The sequence below is a fragment of the Roseomonas haemaphysalidis genome (genome assembly GCF_017355405.1).
Lineage (GTDB): Bacteria > Pseudomonadota > Alphaproteobacteria > Acetobacterales > Acetobacteraceae > Pseudoroseomonas > Pseudoroseomonas haemaphysalidis.
Genome location: NZ_CP061177.1, coordinates 1512991 through 1528771 on the forward strand (window position 1 = coordinate 1512991; position 15781 = coordinate 1528771).

The window sequence follows — 15781 nt, forward strand, 5'->3', positions numbered from 1 at the left end:
AAAGGCGGAGAGCGCATGACCGAACCCACCCCCGATACCGAGCCCTTCGCGCTCTTCTCCGCCTGGCTGGCGGAGGCCGAGCAGTCCGAGCCGAACGACCCCAACGCCATGTGCCTGGCGACCAGCACGCCGGACGGCTTCCCCACCGCGCGCATGGTGCTGCTGAAGGGGCTGGACCCCCGCGGCTTCGTGTTCTTCACCAACCACAACAGCCGCAAGGGCGGGCAACTGCTGGCCAACCCCCGCGCCAGCCTGAACTTCCACTGGAAGTCGCTGCGCCGCGCCGTGCGGGTGGAAGGCTTGGTGGAACAGGTCTCGGCCGCTGAGTCGGACGAGTACTACGCGACGCGCCCGCGCCGCTCGCGCATCGGGGCCTGGGCTTCCGACCAGTCGCACCACCTCGGCTCCCGCGCCGAGCTGGAACAGGCGGTGGCCGATACCGAGGCCCGCTTTCCGGGCGAGGATGTGCCCCGCCCGCCGCACTGGGGCGGGTTCCGCGTGCTGCCGTCGCGCATCGAGTTCTGGCGGGACATGCCGTTCCGGCTGCACGATCGGCGGGTGTTCCACGCGGCGGCGGGCGGGGGCTGGACGTCCGAAACCTTGTATCCCTGACGGGACAGGGCCGGGGGGAATGGCTCCCCCGGCCCGGCCCGGCATTCCCGCTTCTGGCGCCGCCCCTGGCCGTTGGTGTATCGAGGGCGATCCGCAGAAGGGTTTCCCTCCATGTTGTCTCGCCGTTCGCTGCTGCTCGCGTCCAGCGCCGCTGCCCTGGCCCCGGCCGCCCTGGCCACCTCCGCCGCGCGCGCGCAGACGCCGCCGGGCGTGCTGGTCTTCGCCAAGCAGATCGACGACATCATCTCGCTCGATCCGCATGAGATGTTCGAGTACACGGCCACCGAGATCGCCGGCAACGTGTACCAGAAGCTGGTGACCACCCCGAACAGCAGCCCGTCCGAGATCCGCGGCGAGCTGGCGGAGAAGTGGACCGCCTCCGACGACAACAAGACCTTCACCTTCACCTTGAAGGACGGGCCGAAATTCGCCTCCGGCAAGCCGGTGACGGCCGAGGACGTGGCCTTCTCGCTGTCCCGCGCCGTGATCCTGAACAAGCCGCCGGCCTTTATCGTCAACCAGTTCGGCTTCACCAAGGACAACGTGGCCGAGCGCATCCGCGCCACCGACCCGCGCACGGTGGTGCTGACCACCGGCGAGCCGACGGCGCCCTCCTTCCTGCTGTACTGCCTGTCCGCCGCCGTCGGCTCGGTGGTGGAAAAGGCGGCGGTGATGGCCAATGCCAAGGGCGACGACCTGGGCAATGCCTGGCTGAAGCAGAATTCGGCGGGCTCGGGCCACTACGCCGTGCGCTCCTGGCGCGCCAGCGACAGCGTGATGCTGGACGCCAACCCGCATGCCAGCGAGCCCCCCAAGGTCAAGCGCATCATCATGCGCCACGTGGCCGACCCCTCGGCGCAGTTGCTCGGCCTGCAGAAGGGCGATTTCGACATCGCCCGCAACCTGGTGGCCGACCAGATCGCGACGCTGAGCAAGGACACCTCCTACGAGGTGCAGTCCGCCCGCAAGGCCAGCCTGCTGTACCTGTCGCTCAACCAGAAGAACCCCAACCTCGCCAAGCCCGAGGTGCGGCAGGCCATCAAGATGGCGATCGACTACGCCGGCATCCAGAAGAACATCGTGCCGACCACCTTCAACGTGCACCAGGCGATGGTGCCGGCCGGCCTGCCCGGCGCGCTGACCGACACGCCCTTCCAGAAGGACGTCGCCGCCGCCAAGGCCGCGCTGGCCAAGGCCGGCGTGCCGGACGGCTTCGAGCTGTCGTTCGACTACACCTCGGCCGCGCCGTATTCGGACATCGCCCAGGCCATCCAGTCCAACCTCGCCGAGGTCGGCATCCGCCTGAAGATGCTGCCGGGCGAGCAGCGCGCGGTGATCACCAAGACCCGCGCCCGCACGCATGACATCGCCATGGTGCGCTGGGGCTCGGACTACTTCGACCCCAACAGCAACGCCGAGGCTTTCTCCATCAACACCGACAACGGCGACGAGGCGCGCAACAAGACGCTCGCCTGGCGCGCCTCCTGGCTGATTCCGGAGCTGTCGGCCAAGACGGTGGAAGCCCTCAAGCAAACCGACGCCGGCACCCGCGCGCAGATGTACCAGGACATCCAGAAGGAGCACCAGCAGGTGTCGCCCTTCGTCATCATGCTGCAGGAGATCGAGGTTTCGGTGTCCCGCCCCGGCGTGCGCGGCTTCGACATGGGGCCGATGAACGACCGCCATTCCTACGTCAACATTTCCAAGGGCTGAGTATTCTCTTTATGCGATCCGATGGGGAACTTCAGGCGGAACTGCTGCCGCCTGAGGGCGAACAGGCCGCCGCACCGGTTGTGCGGCGGCCCAGGCGCTCGAAAGCCTGGCTGCGCCTGCGCGGCACCTTGTCCACGCTCGCCAGCGTGCCGATCACGCTGTTTGGGCTGGCACTGGTCACCTTCTTTATTGGCCGGGTGGTGCCGATCGACCCCGTCCTCGCCATCGTCGGCGACCGCGCGCCGGCGGACGTGGTGGAGCGCGCGCGCCTCGACCTCGGGCTGGACCAGCCGCTCTACGTGCAGTTCTGGCGCTATCTCGGGCAGATCCTGCACGGCGACCTCGGCCGCTCGGTGATGACCTCCAATTCCGTCACCGACGACATCGCCCGCTACTTCCCCGCGACCTTCGAGCTGGCCACGGTGGCGATCATCGTCGCCGTGGTGATCGGCGTGCCGCTCGGCGTCTGGGCGGCGACCAAGCAGGGCAAGTGGCAGGACCAGGCGGTGCGGCTGTTCTGCCTGGCCGGCCATTCGCTGCCGGTCTTCGTGCTGGGCCTGCTGTCGCTCCTGCTGTTCTACGCCAAGCTCGGCTGGGCACCCGGCCCGGGGCGGCAGTCCATCTACTTCGAGGGCATGGTGGACGAGCGCAGCGGGATTCTCACCGTCGACAGCCTCCTGGCCGGCGACTGGGGCGCCTTCTGGGACGCGCTGGCGCATCTGGCGCAGCCGGCCGGCGTGCTGGCCTTCTTCTCGCTCGCCTACATCGCCCGCATGACGCGCGCCTTCATGCTGGCCGAGCTGAAAAGCGAATACGTCACCACCGCCCGGGCCAAGGGCCTGTCCAACGCCCGCATCGTGTGGCGCCACGCCTTCGGCAACATCACCGTGCCGCTGGTGACCGTGCTGGCCATGACCTATGCCGGGCTGCTGGAAGGCGCAGTGCTGACCGAGACCATCTTCTCCTGGCCCGGCCTCGGCCAGTATCTCACCGTGTCGCTGCTGAACGCGGACATGAACGCGGTGCTGGGCGCCACCCTGGTGGTGGGGCTGATCTACGTGGCGCTGAACCTGTTGGCGGACGCGCTCTACCGGCTGCTGGACCCGCGGGTGACCTGACGCATGAGCGATACCACTGTGAGCCGCCGCGACTGGCTGCTGTCCGACACGCCCACTTCCCGCGCCCAGGCGCGCTGGGGCCGGCGCTACCAGACCTGGCTGGCGTTCCGCCGCAACGGGCTGGCCGTGGCCGGCCTGGCCGTCATCCTGGTGATGCTGGCGCTGGCGCTGCTGGCGCCCGTGCTCGCCACCCACGACCCCGGCGTGCAGTCGCTGGCCGACCGCCTGCAGCCGCCTTCCGCCGCCCACTGGCTGGGCACGGACGAGCTGGGGCGCGACACCTGGTCCCGCCTGCTGTATGGCGGCCGCGTCACGCTCGGCATGGTGGTGGCCGTCGTCATCCTGGTGGCGCCGCTGGGGCTGATCGTCGGTTGCGTGGCGGGCTATGCCGGCGGCATCGTCGACAAGCTGCTGATGCGCGTGACGGACGTGTTCCTGGCCTTTCCGCGCCTCATCCTGGCGCTGGCCTTCGTGGCCGCCATGAAGCCGGGGGTGGAAAGCGCGGTCATCGCCATCGCGCTCACCGCCTGGCCGCCCTATGCGCGGCTGGCGCGGGCCGAGACGCTGACCATCCGCAACACCGACTTCATCGCCGCCGTGCGCATGACCGGCGCCAGCCCGTGGCGCATCATCCTGCGCCACGTGACGCCGATGTGCATGCCATCGCTGACCGTGCGCGTGACGCTGGACATGTCGTCGATCATCCTGACGGCGGCGGGCCTGGGCTTTCTCGGCCTTGGCGCGCAGCCGCCCATCCCGGAATGGGGCACCATGATCGCGACGGCGCGGCGCTTCATCCTGGAGCAGTGGTGGGTGCCGGTGATCCCGGGCATCGCCATCTTCACGGCGAGCCTCGCCTTCAACCTGCTGGGCGACGGCCTGCGCGACGTGCTGGACCCGAAGCAGCGATGAGCGACCTTCTCGTAGACATCAAGGACCTTCGGGTCGACTTCCCGAACAGCGCGGGCGGCTACAACCCGGCGGTGCGCGGCGTCTCGCTCTCCCTCGGCCGCGAGAAGCTCGGCATCGTGGGCGAGAGCGGCTCCGGCAAATCGGTCACCGGCCGCGCGCTGATGCGCCTGCTGCCGGAGGCCGCGAAGGTGCGGGCCGAGCGGCTGGTGTTCGACGGCATCGACGTGCTGGCGGCCTCGGAGCGTGAGATGCGCCGGCTGCGCGGCGGCCGCATCGGGCTGATCCTGCAGGACCCGAAATACAGCCTGAACCCGGTGATGACGGTAGGCCGGCAGATCGCGGAAGCCTGGCGCGCGCACCATAAGGGCGGCGCCCGCGAAGCGCGCGACGCGGCGGCGACGCTGCTGGAACAGGTGCGCATCCGCGACCCCGGCCGCGTGCTGGATGCCTATCCGCACGAAGTCTCGGGCGGCATGGGCCAGCGCATCATGATCGCGATGATGCTGGCGCCCGACCCGGACATGCTGATCGCCGACGAGCCGACCAGCGCGCTGGACGCTTCCGTGCAGGCCGAGATCTTGTCGCTGATCGAGAACCTGGTGTCCGAGCGCGGCATGGGGCTGATGCTGATCAGCCACGACCTGCCGCTGGTCGGCCGCTTCTGCGACCGCGTGGCGGTGATGTATGCCGGCCAGGTGATGGAAACCCTGCCGGCGCGCGACCTGCACCGCGCCGAGCACCCCTATACCCGTGGCCTGCTGGACTGCATGCCCGCCCTGTCGCAGAAGCGGGCGCGGCTGCCCACGCTGACACGCGACCCGAGCTGGCTGGAGCAGCACCGTTGAGCACGCCCATGATCGAGGCCAAGCGCCTCAACGTGCATTTCGGCTCCAACCACGTGGTGCACGACGTCGGCTTCGCCATCGCGCCGGGCGAGACCTTCGGGCTGGTCGGCGAAAGCGGCTCGGGCAAGTCCACCGTGCTGCGCTGCCTGGCCGGGCTGGTGGACAGCTGGGACGGCGAGCTCGCCATCAATGGCGAGAAGCTGGGCCACAAGCGCGACCGCGCCTTCTTCAAGCGCGTGCAGATGGTGTTCCAGGACCCCTACGGCTCGCTGCACCCGCGCCAGACGGTGGACCGCATCCTGTCCGAGCCGCTGGCGGTGCACGGCATCGCCGATGCCGAAACGCGCATCACCCGCGCGCTGGAGGAGGTGGCGCTGCCGCGCACCGCGCGCTTCCGCTTTCCGCACCAGCTTTCGGGTGGCCAGCGGCAGCGCGTGGCGATCGCCCGCGCGCTGATCGCCGATCCCTCCGTGCTGCTGCTGGACGAGCCGACCAGCGCGCTGGACGTGTCCGTGCAGGCGGAGGTGCTGAACCTGCTGGCCGACCTGCGGGAAGCGCGGCAGCTCACCTGCATCCTGGTGTCGCACAACCTCGCGGTGGTGGGGCATCTGTGCGGGCGGCTGGCGGTGATGCAGGGCGGGCGGATCGTCGAGATCCTGTCCGAGCAGCAATTGCGCGACGGACAGGCGACGCATGCCCATACGCGCGACCTGATCGCGCTGTCGCACGAGCTGGAAGGGTAGAAGGTCGGGGGCGCCTTCCGGGGCGCCCCTGCCGCGTCAGGCCCGGCGGCGCCGGGCGAGGGCCAGCCCGCCCAGGGCGACGCCGAACACGGCGAGCGACGCCGGCTCCGGCACCGTGGTGGCGAGCCGCTGCTGCACGCCGCTGAAGGTGCAGCCGCCATACCAGCAGGCACCGGCGCCATCGCTGTTGAACGTGCCCTGCACCACGGAAGTGCCGTCGAAGGCGAGGCGCGCTTCGTCGCTGGTGTTGTTGAAGGCGACAGTGCCGTTCAGCATGCCCCCCGCGGCGGCGGCGAGGCTGAGGCGGAAGACCGGGCTGCTGCTCGGCTGGCGCGGGTCCTCGTAGGTGAAGTCTGCCAGGGTGTAGCGCAGGGAGCCATTGGGGAAAGGCCCGTTGAAGACGCTGACGAACAGGCCGAGCACGCCGTCCGTTTGCGCCACGCTAGCGCCCCCACCGCTCGAAGCCCGCACCGAGAAGCCGTTCTGTGCCGCCTGGTCGCTGATCACCAGGGTCATGGACGTCACCACACCGATCGTATCGGTCGACGCATAGGGACTGCCGGGGCTGGTCCAGGTAGGAGAGGTCTGGACAAAGCTGTAGATCACGTCCGCCTTCGCGGGGCTGGCCAGGACGGCGGTCAGTGCGAGCAGGCTGGCGGCGAGCGCGGATTTCATGGCGGCGTTTCCCGGTGGTGCCTGGGAAATAGCAAGTTTCATGCCGTGAAAAAAGTTGTTCCGTTTGAAGGCCTTGTCGCTCAACTTATGATCGCGCGGCACGACATGTAAATTCGCGCAACTTGGGTTGCTGTTCCCAGAGCGTCGGCTTCAGCGGCTCGACCGCCGTCCCCACGCCGCGCACGCCCCCGCCACCAGCAGCCCGGCCACCGAGAAGCCCAGCCCCGCGCCGAACACCGCCGCGTGGGATTCGCCGCTCCAGCGGAACAATGCCGCCAGGGCGAAGCCGAAGCCGGCCTGGGACAGCGCGTAGACCGCCGTCGCCCGCACCCACAACGCCCCCGAGGCCGCGCCCGCCGCTTCCCGCGTGCCGGCCAGCGCCACGGCGCTGATGCCGATGCCGGCGAAGCCGGACAGCGGCGCGGCGACGAGGATAGCGGCATCGCCCAGGCCCGGCGGCACCAGGGCGGCCGACAGCGCCGCGACCTGCACCAGCAGCCAGAGGGCCATGGCCGGCATGGCGCCGATCCGCCCCGCCACGGCGCCGGCGCTCAGCGTGCCCAGAAAGCCACCGACGCCGAACAGCACCCACAGCAGCGACACCATCGCCGGACCGGCGCCGTGACCGCGCACCGCCAGATCGGCGGAATACACCATGGGCGCCACCATGCCGGCGGCCGACAGGGCATAGGCCAGCAACAGGGCGACGCTGGGCGGCACCCGCAGGCCACGTGGCAGGGCCAGGGTTTCGGGCGGCGGGTCCGGCCAGCGCGGGCGGGCCAGCAGCCAGGCCAGGGCGGCCAGCACCCCCAGCCCCAGCCACGCGAGGGTGACGCCGCCGCCGGCCAGCAGCGCCGGCACCGCCAGCGCCCCCACCACCACGCCGCAGCCGACGCCGGAGGTCAGCACGCCACCGGCCAGCGCCCGGCGGGCCGGCGGCACCACGGCCTGGGCGGCGGGGCCGGCCAGCGCCATCAGCAGGCCGCCCGCCAGCCCCGCCACGGTGCGCCACAGGGCGAGCCAGCCCAGCCCGCCCTGCCAGGCGCAGGCCAGAAACGACAGCACCACCAGCGCCATGCCGAGGTCCATGGCCGCCGGCACGCCGAGCCGCCGCCCCAGGGTGCGGCCGCCCAGGGCGCCCAGCAGGTAGCCGGTGAAGTTGCAGGCCCCCAGCATGCCGGCACCGCCGCCGCCCACCCAGCCGGCGGCGACCATGGCGGGAAACAGCGGCACGTAGCCGAAGCGGGCCAGCCCGATGCCGGACAACAGGCTGGCACCGGCCGCCAGGGGGGCGGCGAGCGCCGCGGCGCGGGCGCGCATCAGCCGGCCGCCGCCGGGCTCAGCGCCCCTGGGCGGTGCGCAGGGCGCGGCGCAGGCGGGCCACGCCGGTGCGCACATGGCCTTCGCGGCACATCGTCATGCCTTCCTCGGCCAGGCTGCGGGCCGGCTCCTGCGCCGCGCCGGGCAGCGGGGCCAGGCGGGCGGACAGCTCCTCGCAATATTCGCGGCCCTGCGGCACGGTCCGCACCTCGGCCGTGGGGCGGGGCACCCCGGGAAAGGCGATCAAGGCCGAGGACAGCAACAGGCGTGGCAGCATGGCCGTATCCTGCACCATCCCGCCCTGCGGGCGCGTGGCACAGGGGTGACAGGCCGGTCATGCGCTGCCCCGTCATGCCGTGGGCAGGCGGATGCAGACGGCCAGCCCGGGGCGGCCCGGGCCGGCCTCGTGGCCGTCCTCGAACCACAGCGTGCCGCGATGCAGCGTCACCACCGCGCGCACCAGCGAAAGGCCAAGCCCGGAGCCCGGGGTGTTGCGCGACTGGTCGGCGCGGAAAAAGCGCTCGCCCACCCGCGCGCGGTCCTCGGGCGACAGGCCGGGCCCCTCGTCGCACACGCGCAGCAGCACCGCGTCGCCTTCCCAGCCGGCTTGGAGCCGGATGGTGCCGCCCGGCCCGGTGAACTTCACGGCGTTGTCCAGCAGGTTGGCCACTGCCTGCAGCAGCAGGTCGCGGTCGCCGGTCAGCGGCAGCGAGTCCGGCCAGTCCGTGGCCAGGGTCTGCGCCTTTTCCTCGGCATTGGCCCCGTACAGCTCGGCGGCATCGGCCAGCAGGGGCACGAGGTCGAGCGGCGCGAAGGCGGCGCGGCGCGCGCCGGCCTCGACCTCGGCGATGCGCAGCACCGCCTGGAACACGCGGGTGACGTTGTCCAGGTCGGCGATGCCGCGCTCCAGCGCGCCCTTCAGCGCCACCGGGTCGTCCGAGCTTTCCAGCGACTCCTCCAGCCGCGAGCGGGCACGGGCGATCGGCGTGCGCAGGTCGTGGGCGATGGCGTCTGACACCCCGCGCACGCCTTCCATCAGGTGGGCGATGCGGTCCAGCATGGTGTTCATGCTCCGCCCCAGCTGCTCGAACTCGTCGTCGTGGCCGGACAGCGGCACGCGCGGCGACAGGTCGCCGCCGGCGATCAGGGCCGCGGTCGCGGTGGCGGGCGCGAGCCGCTCCTGCAGGGCGCGCCGCAGCATCCAGGCGCCGAGGAAGGCCAGGATGATGGCCACGCCGGCCGCCCAGGCCAGCCCCTCGGTCAGCAGCTCGCGCAGGCGGATCTTCTCGCTGATGTCGCGGCCGACGGCGAGCAGCGAGTTGTCCGGCAGGGTCTGCACCAGCAGCCGCGCCTCGCTTTGCACGCCGTCCCGCTCCACGGTCATGCCATACCACTGGGCGTTGGCCTCATAGACGTCGGGCAGCCGCTCCAGGTTGCCGGCCAGGCGCCGGCGGGCGGGGTCGAGCAGCAGGTAGAGGGTCTGGTCCTCGGCATCCAGCGCCAGCCGCTCGCCGATGGCATCCACCACCGCCGGGTCGCCGCCGTCGCGCCAGCGCTCGGCCAGTCCCACGGAATCCGCGCGGATGGCGGCATCGATCTGCCGCTCCAGCGCGCCGGCGGTGCCCCACCAGAGCACGCCGCTGAAGGCCAGGCCGGCCAGCAGGAACAGGAGCGCGAAAAACAGCGCGAAGCGGAAGCTGGCCGAGGCCAGCAGCTGCCACAGCGCCCCCGGCGTTTGCCGCGAGCGCCGGTGGGCCAGCCCCGCCGGCCGCGTGGCATCGTGCCGCGGGTGCGCCACGGGGGTGTGCCGCGGGTGCGGCGGGGGACTCACGGCTCGGCGCGGATCATGTAGCCGGCGTTACGCACCGTGTGGATCAACGGCTTGTCGAAGCCCTTGTCCAGCTTCTGCCGCAGGCGCGACACGTGCACGTCGATGACATTGGTTTGCGGGTCGAAGTGGTAGTCCCAGACCTTTTCCAGCAGCATGGTGCGGGTGACCACTTGGCCGGCATGGCGCATCAGGTGCTCCAGCAGCCGGAACTCGCGGGGCTGCACGTCGATCCGCTTGCCGGCGCGCGTCACGGTGCGCGACAGCAGGTCGAGCTCCAGATCCGCGACCTTGAGGCGGGTGGCGGGCGCGTCCACCGCCGGGCGGCGGCCGAGCGCCTCGACCCGTGCCAGCAGCTCGGCAAAGGCGAATGGCTTGACCAAGTAGTCGTCGCCGCCGGCCTTGAGCCCCTTGACCCGCTCATCCACCCCCGCCAGCGCCGACAGAAAGATCACCGGCGTGTGGTTGCCCTGGGTGCGCAGCGTTTCCACCAGCTTCACGCCATCGATGCCGCCCGGCAGCATGCGGTCCAGCACCAGCAGGTCGAAGTTCTCGCTGGCCGCCATGAACAGGCCTTCGCGCCCGTTCCCCACGTGCTCGACCGTGTGGCCGGCCTCCTGGAGCCCCTTCTTGACGAAGCGGCCGACCTCGGCATCGTCTTCCACCAGCAGGATGCGCATGGGTGCTGAACTCCTCGGGGTCTCAAGGCGCGGCGCGCCGGCTTTCTGACGGCAGGATGGCGCGCCGTGCGGAAACGCGCCAGCCCATAGCCCCAGGCGCGGAACTGCACCAGAGACATGGCTGGCGGGGCGGGAACGAGACAGGCCGCGGCGGCGCATCGCCCGCCGGACCCGGCCACTGGCCCTGGGCGGTGGAGCAGGGAGGGGGGGGGGGTGGAGCATGCCCCGGCCCGGACGGTGCCAGGGACCGGGGGGGCAGCCTCGGGGGAGGCCGCCCCCCGGGGGAGCGGGATCGCACAGGGGGAGACGACAAGGATGTGCGAGCCACCGCCCGGGGGCGGGCGGTGGCATGGCGGATCTTAGGCGGCGCCGGTGAACAACCGGTTCACGCCGGGTTCAGAAAAAGCCAAAGCCGCGCCGTTCCGTGCCGCGCTCGGCCCGCAGCACCTTGCGCGCGCCGTCCGCGGCGAATTGCCGGCGGTCGCGCACGCCGGGGGCCAGCACGCCGCGCCCCTGGCACCAGGTGAAGAACTCGGCGGGGCGGATGGCGATGCGGATCACCCGGTAGCCCTGCTTCTCGTGATGCCGCAGGTCCTTTTGCGCGCCCATCCGCCAGTCCTCGTAGTTCTCGCTCATGTCGGGCATCCGCAGCCGCAGCTGCGCAAAGCTTTCGGCATCGTACCACGCGAAGCCCATCACCGGTTTCTCGGCCTGCATCATGCCCATCCCTGCCCAGGCAGCCGGCGGTGCCGACGGCCGAAACGGAGAATGCCACGGGGCACCACGCGGCCGGGCGGGGCGGTGCCTCAGAATGCCGTCACGAAATGCCGAGAAGGTTTGACGGGGGGTTAACGCCCCCGCCGGCCGCCGCCACGCTTCTTTTCCGGGTCGTAGCCGCCACCGCCGGGGCCGAGCGGCTTGGGGCGCCAGTCCTTCTTGGCGTCCTTGTCCGCCGCCTTGCCGCCGCGCCCGGCCGGGCGGCTGTCGGGGCCACGGCGCGGCAGCGCGTCCTGCATGGAACGTCCGGCCAGGTTGGGCTCCAGACCCAGCTCCAGGTTCTCCAGCCGCTTGATCTCGTCGCGCATGCGGGCGGCGGTCTCGAATTCCAGGTCGGCGGCGGCGGCGCGCATCTTGCGCTCCAGCTCGGCGATGGAGGCGCGTAGGTCCTTGCCGACGAAGTGGCTCGGCCCGTCCTCCTCCGCGCCGGTCGGCGCGACGGTGACGTAGTCCTGCTCGTAGACGGACTGCAGCACGTCGCTGATCTGCCGCACGATGCTTTGCGGCGTGATGCCGTGCGCGGTGTTGTATTCCACCTGCTTGGCGCGGCGGCGGTCGGTTTCCTCCAGCGCCTGGCGCATGCTGTTGGTCATGCGGTCGGCGTAGAGGATCACGCGCCCCTCGGCGTTGCGCGCGGCGCGGCCGATGGTCTGGATCAAGGAGGTGGTGGAGCGCAGGAAGCCTTCCTTGTCCGCGTCCAGGATCGCCACCAGCCGGCATTCGGGGATGTCCAGGCCCTCGCGCAGCAGGTTGATGCCGATCAGGACGTCGAACACGCCCTTGCGCAGGTCGCGGATGATCTCGATCCGCTCCAGCGTGTCGACGTCCGAATGCAGGTAGCGGACCTTGATGCCCGCTTCCGTCATGTACTCGGTCAGGTCCTCGGCCATGCGCTTGGTCAGCGTCGTCACCAGCACGCGGCCGTTCTGCGCCATCACGTCGCGGCACTGGGCCAGGAGGTCGTCCACCTGGCCTTCCACGGGGCGGATCTCCACCGGCGGGTCGATCAGCCCGGTGGGGCGGATCACCTGCTCGGCAAAGGTGCCGCCGGTGCGCTCCATTTCCCAGGAGCCGGGTGTTGCGCTGACAAAGACGCTGTCGGGACGGAAGGCTTCCCATTCCTCGAACTTCAGCGGCCGGTTGTCCATGCAGGAGGGCAGCCGGAAGCCGAACTCGGTAAGGATCGACTTGCGCGCGAAGTCGCCCCGGTACATGCCGCCGATCTGCGGCACCGTGACGTGGCTCTCGTCGACGATCAGCAGGGCATTGTCCGGCAGGTACTCGAACAGCGTCGGCGGCGGGTTGCCGGGGCCGCGGCCGGACAGGTAGCGCGAATAGTTCTCGATGCCTTTGCAGGACCCGGTGGTTTCCATCATCTCCAGGTCGAAGGTGGTGCGCTGTTCCAGCCGCTGCGCTTCCAGCAGCCGGCCCTCGGCGGTCAGCCGCTCCAGCGTCTGCTTCAGCTCGATGCGGATGTCGCGGATCGCCTGGATCATGGTCGGGCGCGGCGTGACGTAGTGGCTGTTGGCGTAGATCGCGACGCTTTCCATCTCGCCCGCGATCTCGCCGGTCAGCGGGTCGAACTCGCGCAGCCCGTCGATCTCGTCGCCGAACAGGCTGATGCGCCAGGCGCGGTCCTCCAGGTGGGAAGGCCAGATATCGACGCTCTCGCCCCGCACGCGGAAGGTGCCGCGCTGGAAGCCGGCGTCGTTGCGGCGGTACTGCTGCTCCACCAGCGCCTTGACCAGCTGGTCGCGCGGGATGCTGCCGCCGACCTGCAGCTTGACCACCATGTTGGAATACAGTTCGACCGAGCCGATACCGTAGATGCAGGACACGGAGGCGACGATGATGACGTCGTTGCGCTCCAGCAGCGCCTGCGTCGCCGAATGGCGCATGCGGTCGATCTGCTCGTTGATCTGCGCGTCTTTCTCGATATAGGTGTCCGAGCGCGGGACATAGGCTTCCGGCTGGTAGTAGTCGTAGTAGCTGACGAAGTATTCGACCGCGTTGTCCGGGAAGAACGACTTCATCTCGCCGTAAAGCTGCGCCGCCAGCGTCTTGTTCGGCGCCAGGATCAGCGTCGGCCGCTGCACATGCTCGATCACCTTGGCCATGCTGAAGGTCTTGCCCGAGCCTGTGACGCCCAGCAGCACCTGGTCCCGCTCGTTCTGCTTCAGCCCCTGCACGAGCTGCTCGATCGCCGCCGGCTGGTCGCCCGCCGGCTCGTAGGGCGAAACCACCTGCAAGCGCCGGTTGCCCGGTGGGCGGGGGCGCTTGGGCGGCACGAAGGTCACGGCGGTGGCGGGGATGGTCAGACTCATGCGGGCGGCTCCCGGGCGGGCATCAGCCGCCAATGTGGGGGCTCGGGGCATGGAGCGCCAGGAGTGCGAACGATTCGTGAACGGCGAAGCGGCCCCGGGGGAAGGAATTCCCGGGACCTGCCTTACCCCGCCGCGGCTTCGCGCAGCGTCACGCCCAGGGCGCCCAGGTCCCGCCAGTAATCGGGGTAGGTCTTGGCCACGCAGCCGGGGTCCAGGATCGTCACCCCCGGCACGCGCAGCCCCACCAGCGCCATGCTCATGGCGATGCGGTGGTCGGCATAGGTCTCGATCCGCGCCGGGCGGAAGGCCCCGGGCGGGCAGGGGGTCACCACCAGGTCGTCGCCTTGCTCCCTCGCCAGCCCGGGGGCGAGGCGGGACAGCTCGGCCGCCATGGCCGCCACGCGGTCGCATTCCTTGACGCGCAGGTTGGCGATGCCCGTGAAGCGCACCGGGGTGGCGTTGAAGGCGGCGAGCGCGGCGAGCGTCGGTACCGCGTCCTGCATCTGGCTGCCGTCGATCTCGGCCGGCAGGTGCGGAAAGGCGGCGATCAGCGCATGCGCCTGGGCGTCGGGCTGGGTGAAGGCCCCGGCGGGGGTGCCGATGTCGATGCTCCCGCCCGTCAGCACCTCGGCCGCCCAGAGATAGGTGGCGGCGGACGCGTCCGGCTCGATGTGCAGGTCGGCGGCATGGTAGCCGCCGGGGGCGACGGTCCAGGCGCCTGGCGCTTCCTGCGTCACAGCCGCGCCGAAATGGCGCATGGCGGCGGTGGTCAGGTCGATGTAGCCCCGCGCGCCGATGCTGTCGCCCGCCAGGGACACCCGCACCGGCCCCGTGCCGCAGGCGGCCAGCATCAGGATGGCCGACACGTACTGGCTGGACAGCCCGGCATCGATGCTCACGGCCTCGCCGTCGAAGCCGCCGCGGCCTTGGATGGTCACGGGCGGGCAGCCGGTGGGCGCCTTGGCGGCCACGCCCAGCGCGCCCAGGGCGGCGAGCAGCGGGGCGATGGGCCGCTTCTGCATGTGGGCATCGCCCGTCACCACCACCGGGCCGTCGGCCAGGGCGCAGGCGGCGGACAGAAAGCGCGTGGCGGTGCCGGCATTGCCCAGGAACAGCGGCCCGTCCGGCGCCCGCAGCCGGCCGGAGCCGGATACCAGAAAGGTGGTGGCGTCCGGCTCCTGCACCGCCACGCCCATCCGGCGCAGGGCGTCCGCCATGTAGCGGGTGTCGTCGCTTTTCAGGGCGCCGGTCAGGCGGCTGGTGCCGCGCGCCAGCGCCGCCAGCAGCAGCGCCCGGTTGGTGATGGATTTGGAACCCGGCGGCGCCACCCGCCCGCGCAGCGGCGCGGCGGGCGGGTGGATGAGCAGGGCTTCCGTCATTTCTCCACGAAGGCCTTTTCGATCACGTAGTGGCCCGGGCGGCTGTTGGCGCCCTCGTCAAAGCCCATGCCTTCCAGCAGCGCCTTGCTTTCGGCCAGCATCTCCGGGCTGCCGCACAGCATGACGCGGTCGTGCTCCGGGTTGAAGGCCGGCAGGTTCAGGTCGTCGAACAGCTTGCCAGAGCGGATCAGGTCCGTGACGCGCCCCTGGTTGCGGAAGGGCTCGCGCGTCACGGTCGGGTAGTAGACCAGCTTGGGGGCGACCATCTCGCCCAGGAACTCGTCGGCCGGCAGCTCGCGCTCGATGTAGTCGCGGTAGGCCAGCTCCTTCACTTCCCGCACGCCGTGCAGCAGCACCACCTTGTCGAAACGGTCGTAGACCTCGGGTTCGCGGATCAGCGACAGAAAGGGCGCAAGGCCGGTGCCGGTGCCGTACAGCCACAGCGTCCTGCCGGGCAGCAGCGCGTCCGGCACCAGGGTGCCCACGGACTTCTTGCCGACCAGCACCTGGTCCCCCGGGCGCACATGCTGCAGCCGGCTGGTCAGCGGCCCGTCCGGCACCTTGATGGACAGGAACTCCAGGTGCTCGTCAAAGGCGGCCGAGGCCACGGAATAGGCCCGCACCAGCGGCTTGCCCTCCACCATCAGCCCGAGCATGACGAACTGGCCGGCGGAAAAGCGCAGCGTGGGGTTGCGGCTGCAGCGGAAGCTGAACAGCCGGTCGGTCCAGTGATGCACCGTTTCCACCGTTTCGGTGAAATAGGCGGGATGGCTGGCGGTCAGCGGCGGGCGGGTCTCGGCATTCATGGTGCGGAGTTGGTCTTCTCAAGTGCGCCGGGCAAGGAGGTCGGGCAGG

Annotated in this window: 15 protein-coding genes; 6 read left to right on the forward strand and 9 right to left on the reverse strand. The window is 70.8% G+C overall.

Going from position 1 to position 15781, the window contains the following annotated elements; genetic code table 11:
- Window positions 1–15 precede the first annotated feature (15 nt).
- From pdxH to IAI59_RS06975, 6 genes are all read left to right on the forward strand, one after another.
- Window positions 16–612, forward strand: coding sequence for a pyridoxamine 5'-phosphate oxidase (gene pdxH / locus IAI59_RS06950; RefSeq protein ID WP_207416974.1), 597 nt, complete (start codon window positions 16–18; stop codon window positions 610–612).
- A gap of 111 nt (window positions 613–723) precedes the next feature.
- Entirely contained in the window at window positions 724–2325 is a 1602-nt protein-coding gene (locus tag IAI59_RS06955) for an ABC transporter substrate-binding protein (RefSeq protein WP_207416973.1), read from the forward strand.
- An 11-nt stretch (window positions 2326–2336) separates the two neighbouring features.
- The gene (locus IAI59_RS06960) at window positions 2337–3443 is read left to right on the forward strand and encodes an ABC transporter permease (protein ID WP_207416971.1); all 1107 of its coding nucleotides are present in this window, start codon (window positions 2337–2339) and stop codon (window positions 3441–3443) included.
- Between the two features lie 3 nt (window positions 3444–3446).
- Window positions 3447–4355 carry an ABC transporter permease gene (locus IAI59_RS06965; RefSeq protein ID WP_207416969.1) on the forward strand — a complete coding sequence of 303 codons (909 nt, stop codon included), beginning with the start codon at window positions 3447–3449 and terminating at the stop codon, window positions 4353–4355.
- The gene (locus IAI59_RS06970; RefSeq protein ID WP_207416966.1) at window positions 4352–5200 is read left to right on the forward strand and encodes an ABC transporter ATP-binding protein; all 849 of its coding nucleotides are present in this window, start codon (window positions 4352–4354) and stop codon (window positions 5198–5200) included. The genes IAI59_RS06965 and IAI59_RS06970 overlap by 4 nt, the downstream gene beginning before the upstream one ends.
- Window positions 5197–5943: an ABC transporter ATP-binding protein gene (locus IAI59_RS06975; RefSeq protein WP_419556545.1), complete on the forward strand. Its 747-nt coding sequence runs from the start codon at window positions 5197–5199 to the stop codon at window positions 5941–5943. The genes IAI59_RS06970 and IAI59_RS06975 overlap by 4 nt, the downstream gene beginning before the upstream one ends.
- Window positions 5944–5979: 36 nt before the next feature.
- On the opposite strand, the gene IAI59_RS06980 is transcribed toward IAI59_RS06975, so the two are convergent.
- From IAI59_RS06980 to IAI59_RS07020, 9 genes are all read right to left on the reverse strand, one after another.
- Complete coding sequence (locus tag IAI59_RS06980) at window positions 5980–6618, reverse strand: PEP-CTERM sorting domain-containing protein (protein WP_207416964.1); 639 nt, start codon at window positions 6616–6618, stop codon at window positions 5980–5982.
- Window positions 6619–6768: 150 nt separating this feature from the next.
- The gene (locus tag IAI59_RS06985) at window positions 6769–7938 is read right to left on the reverse strand and encodes a YbfB/YjiJ family MFS transporter (RefSeq protein ID WP_207416962.1); all 1170 of its coding nucleotides are present in this window, start codon (window positions 7936–7938) and stop codon (window positions 6769–6771) included.
- 19 nt (window positions 7939–7957) lie between these two features.
- On the reverse strand, window positions 7958–8215 hold the full coding sequence (locus IAI59_RS06990; RefSeq protein WP_207416961.1) for a hypothetical protein: 258 nt from the start codon (window positions 8213–8215) through the stop codon (window positions 7958–7960).
- Between the two features lie 72 nt (window positions 8216–8287).
- Complete coding sequence (locus IAI59_RS06995; RefSeq protein WP_237181208.1) at window positions 8288–9769, reverse strand: sensor histidine kinase; 1482 nt, start codon at window positions 9767–9769, stop codon at window positions 8288–8290.
- Window positions 9766–10446: a response regulator transcription factor gene (locus IAI59_RS07000; RefSeq protein ID WP_207416960.1), complete on the reverse strand. Its 681-nt coding sequence runs from the start codon at window positions 10444–10446 to the stop codon at window positions 9766–9768. The genes IAI59_RS06995 and IAI59_RS07000 overlap by 4 nt, the downstream gene beginning before the upstream one ends.
- A gap of 396 nt (window positions 10447–10842) precedes the next feature.
- Window positions 10843–11166: a hypothetical protein gene (locus IAI59_RS07005; protein WP_237180642.1), complete on the reverse strand. Its 324-nt coding sequence runs from the start codon at window positions 11164–11166 to the stop codon at window positions 10843–10845.
- A gap of 128 nt (window positions 11167–11294) precedes the next feature.
- Window positions 11295–13547 carry an excinuclease ABC subunit UvrB gene (gene uvrB, locus IAI59_RS07010; protein ID WP_237180641.1) on the reverse strand — a complete coding sequence of 751 codons (2253 nt, stop codon included), beginning with the start codon at window positions 13545–13547 and terminating at the stop codon, window positions 11295–11297.
- 122 nt (window positions 13548–13669) lie between these two features.
- Window positions 13670–14926 (reverse strand): 3-phosphoshikimate 1-carboxyvinyltransferase, encoded by a 1257-nt coding sequence (locus IAI59_RS07015; RefSeq protein WP_207416959.1) that lies wholly within the window; start codon window positions 14924–14926, stop codon window positions 13670–13672.
- On the reverse strand, window positions 14923–15732 hold the full coding sequence (locus tag IAI59_RS07020; RefSeq protein ID WP_207416958.1) for a ferredoxin--NADP reductase: 810 nt from the start codon (window positions 15730–15732) through the stop codon (window positions 14923–14925). The genes IAI59_RS07015 and IAI59_RS07020 overlap by 4 nt, the downstream gene beginning before the upstream one ends.
- Window positions 15733–15781: the final 49 nt, after the last annotated feature.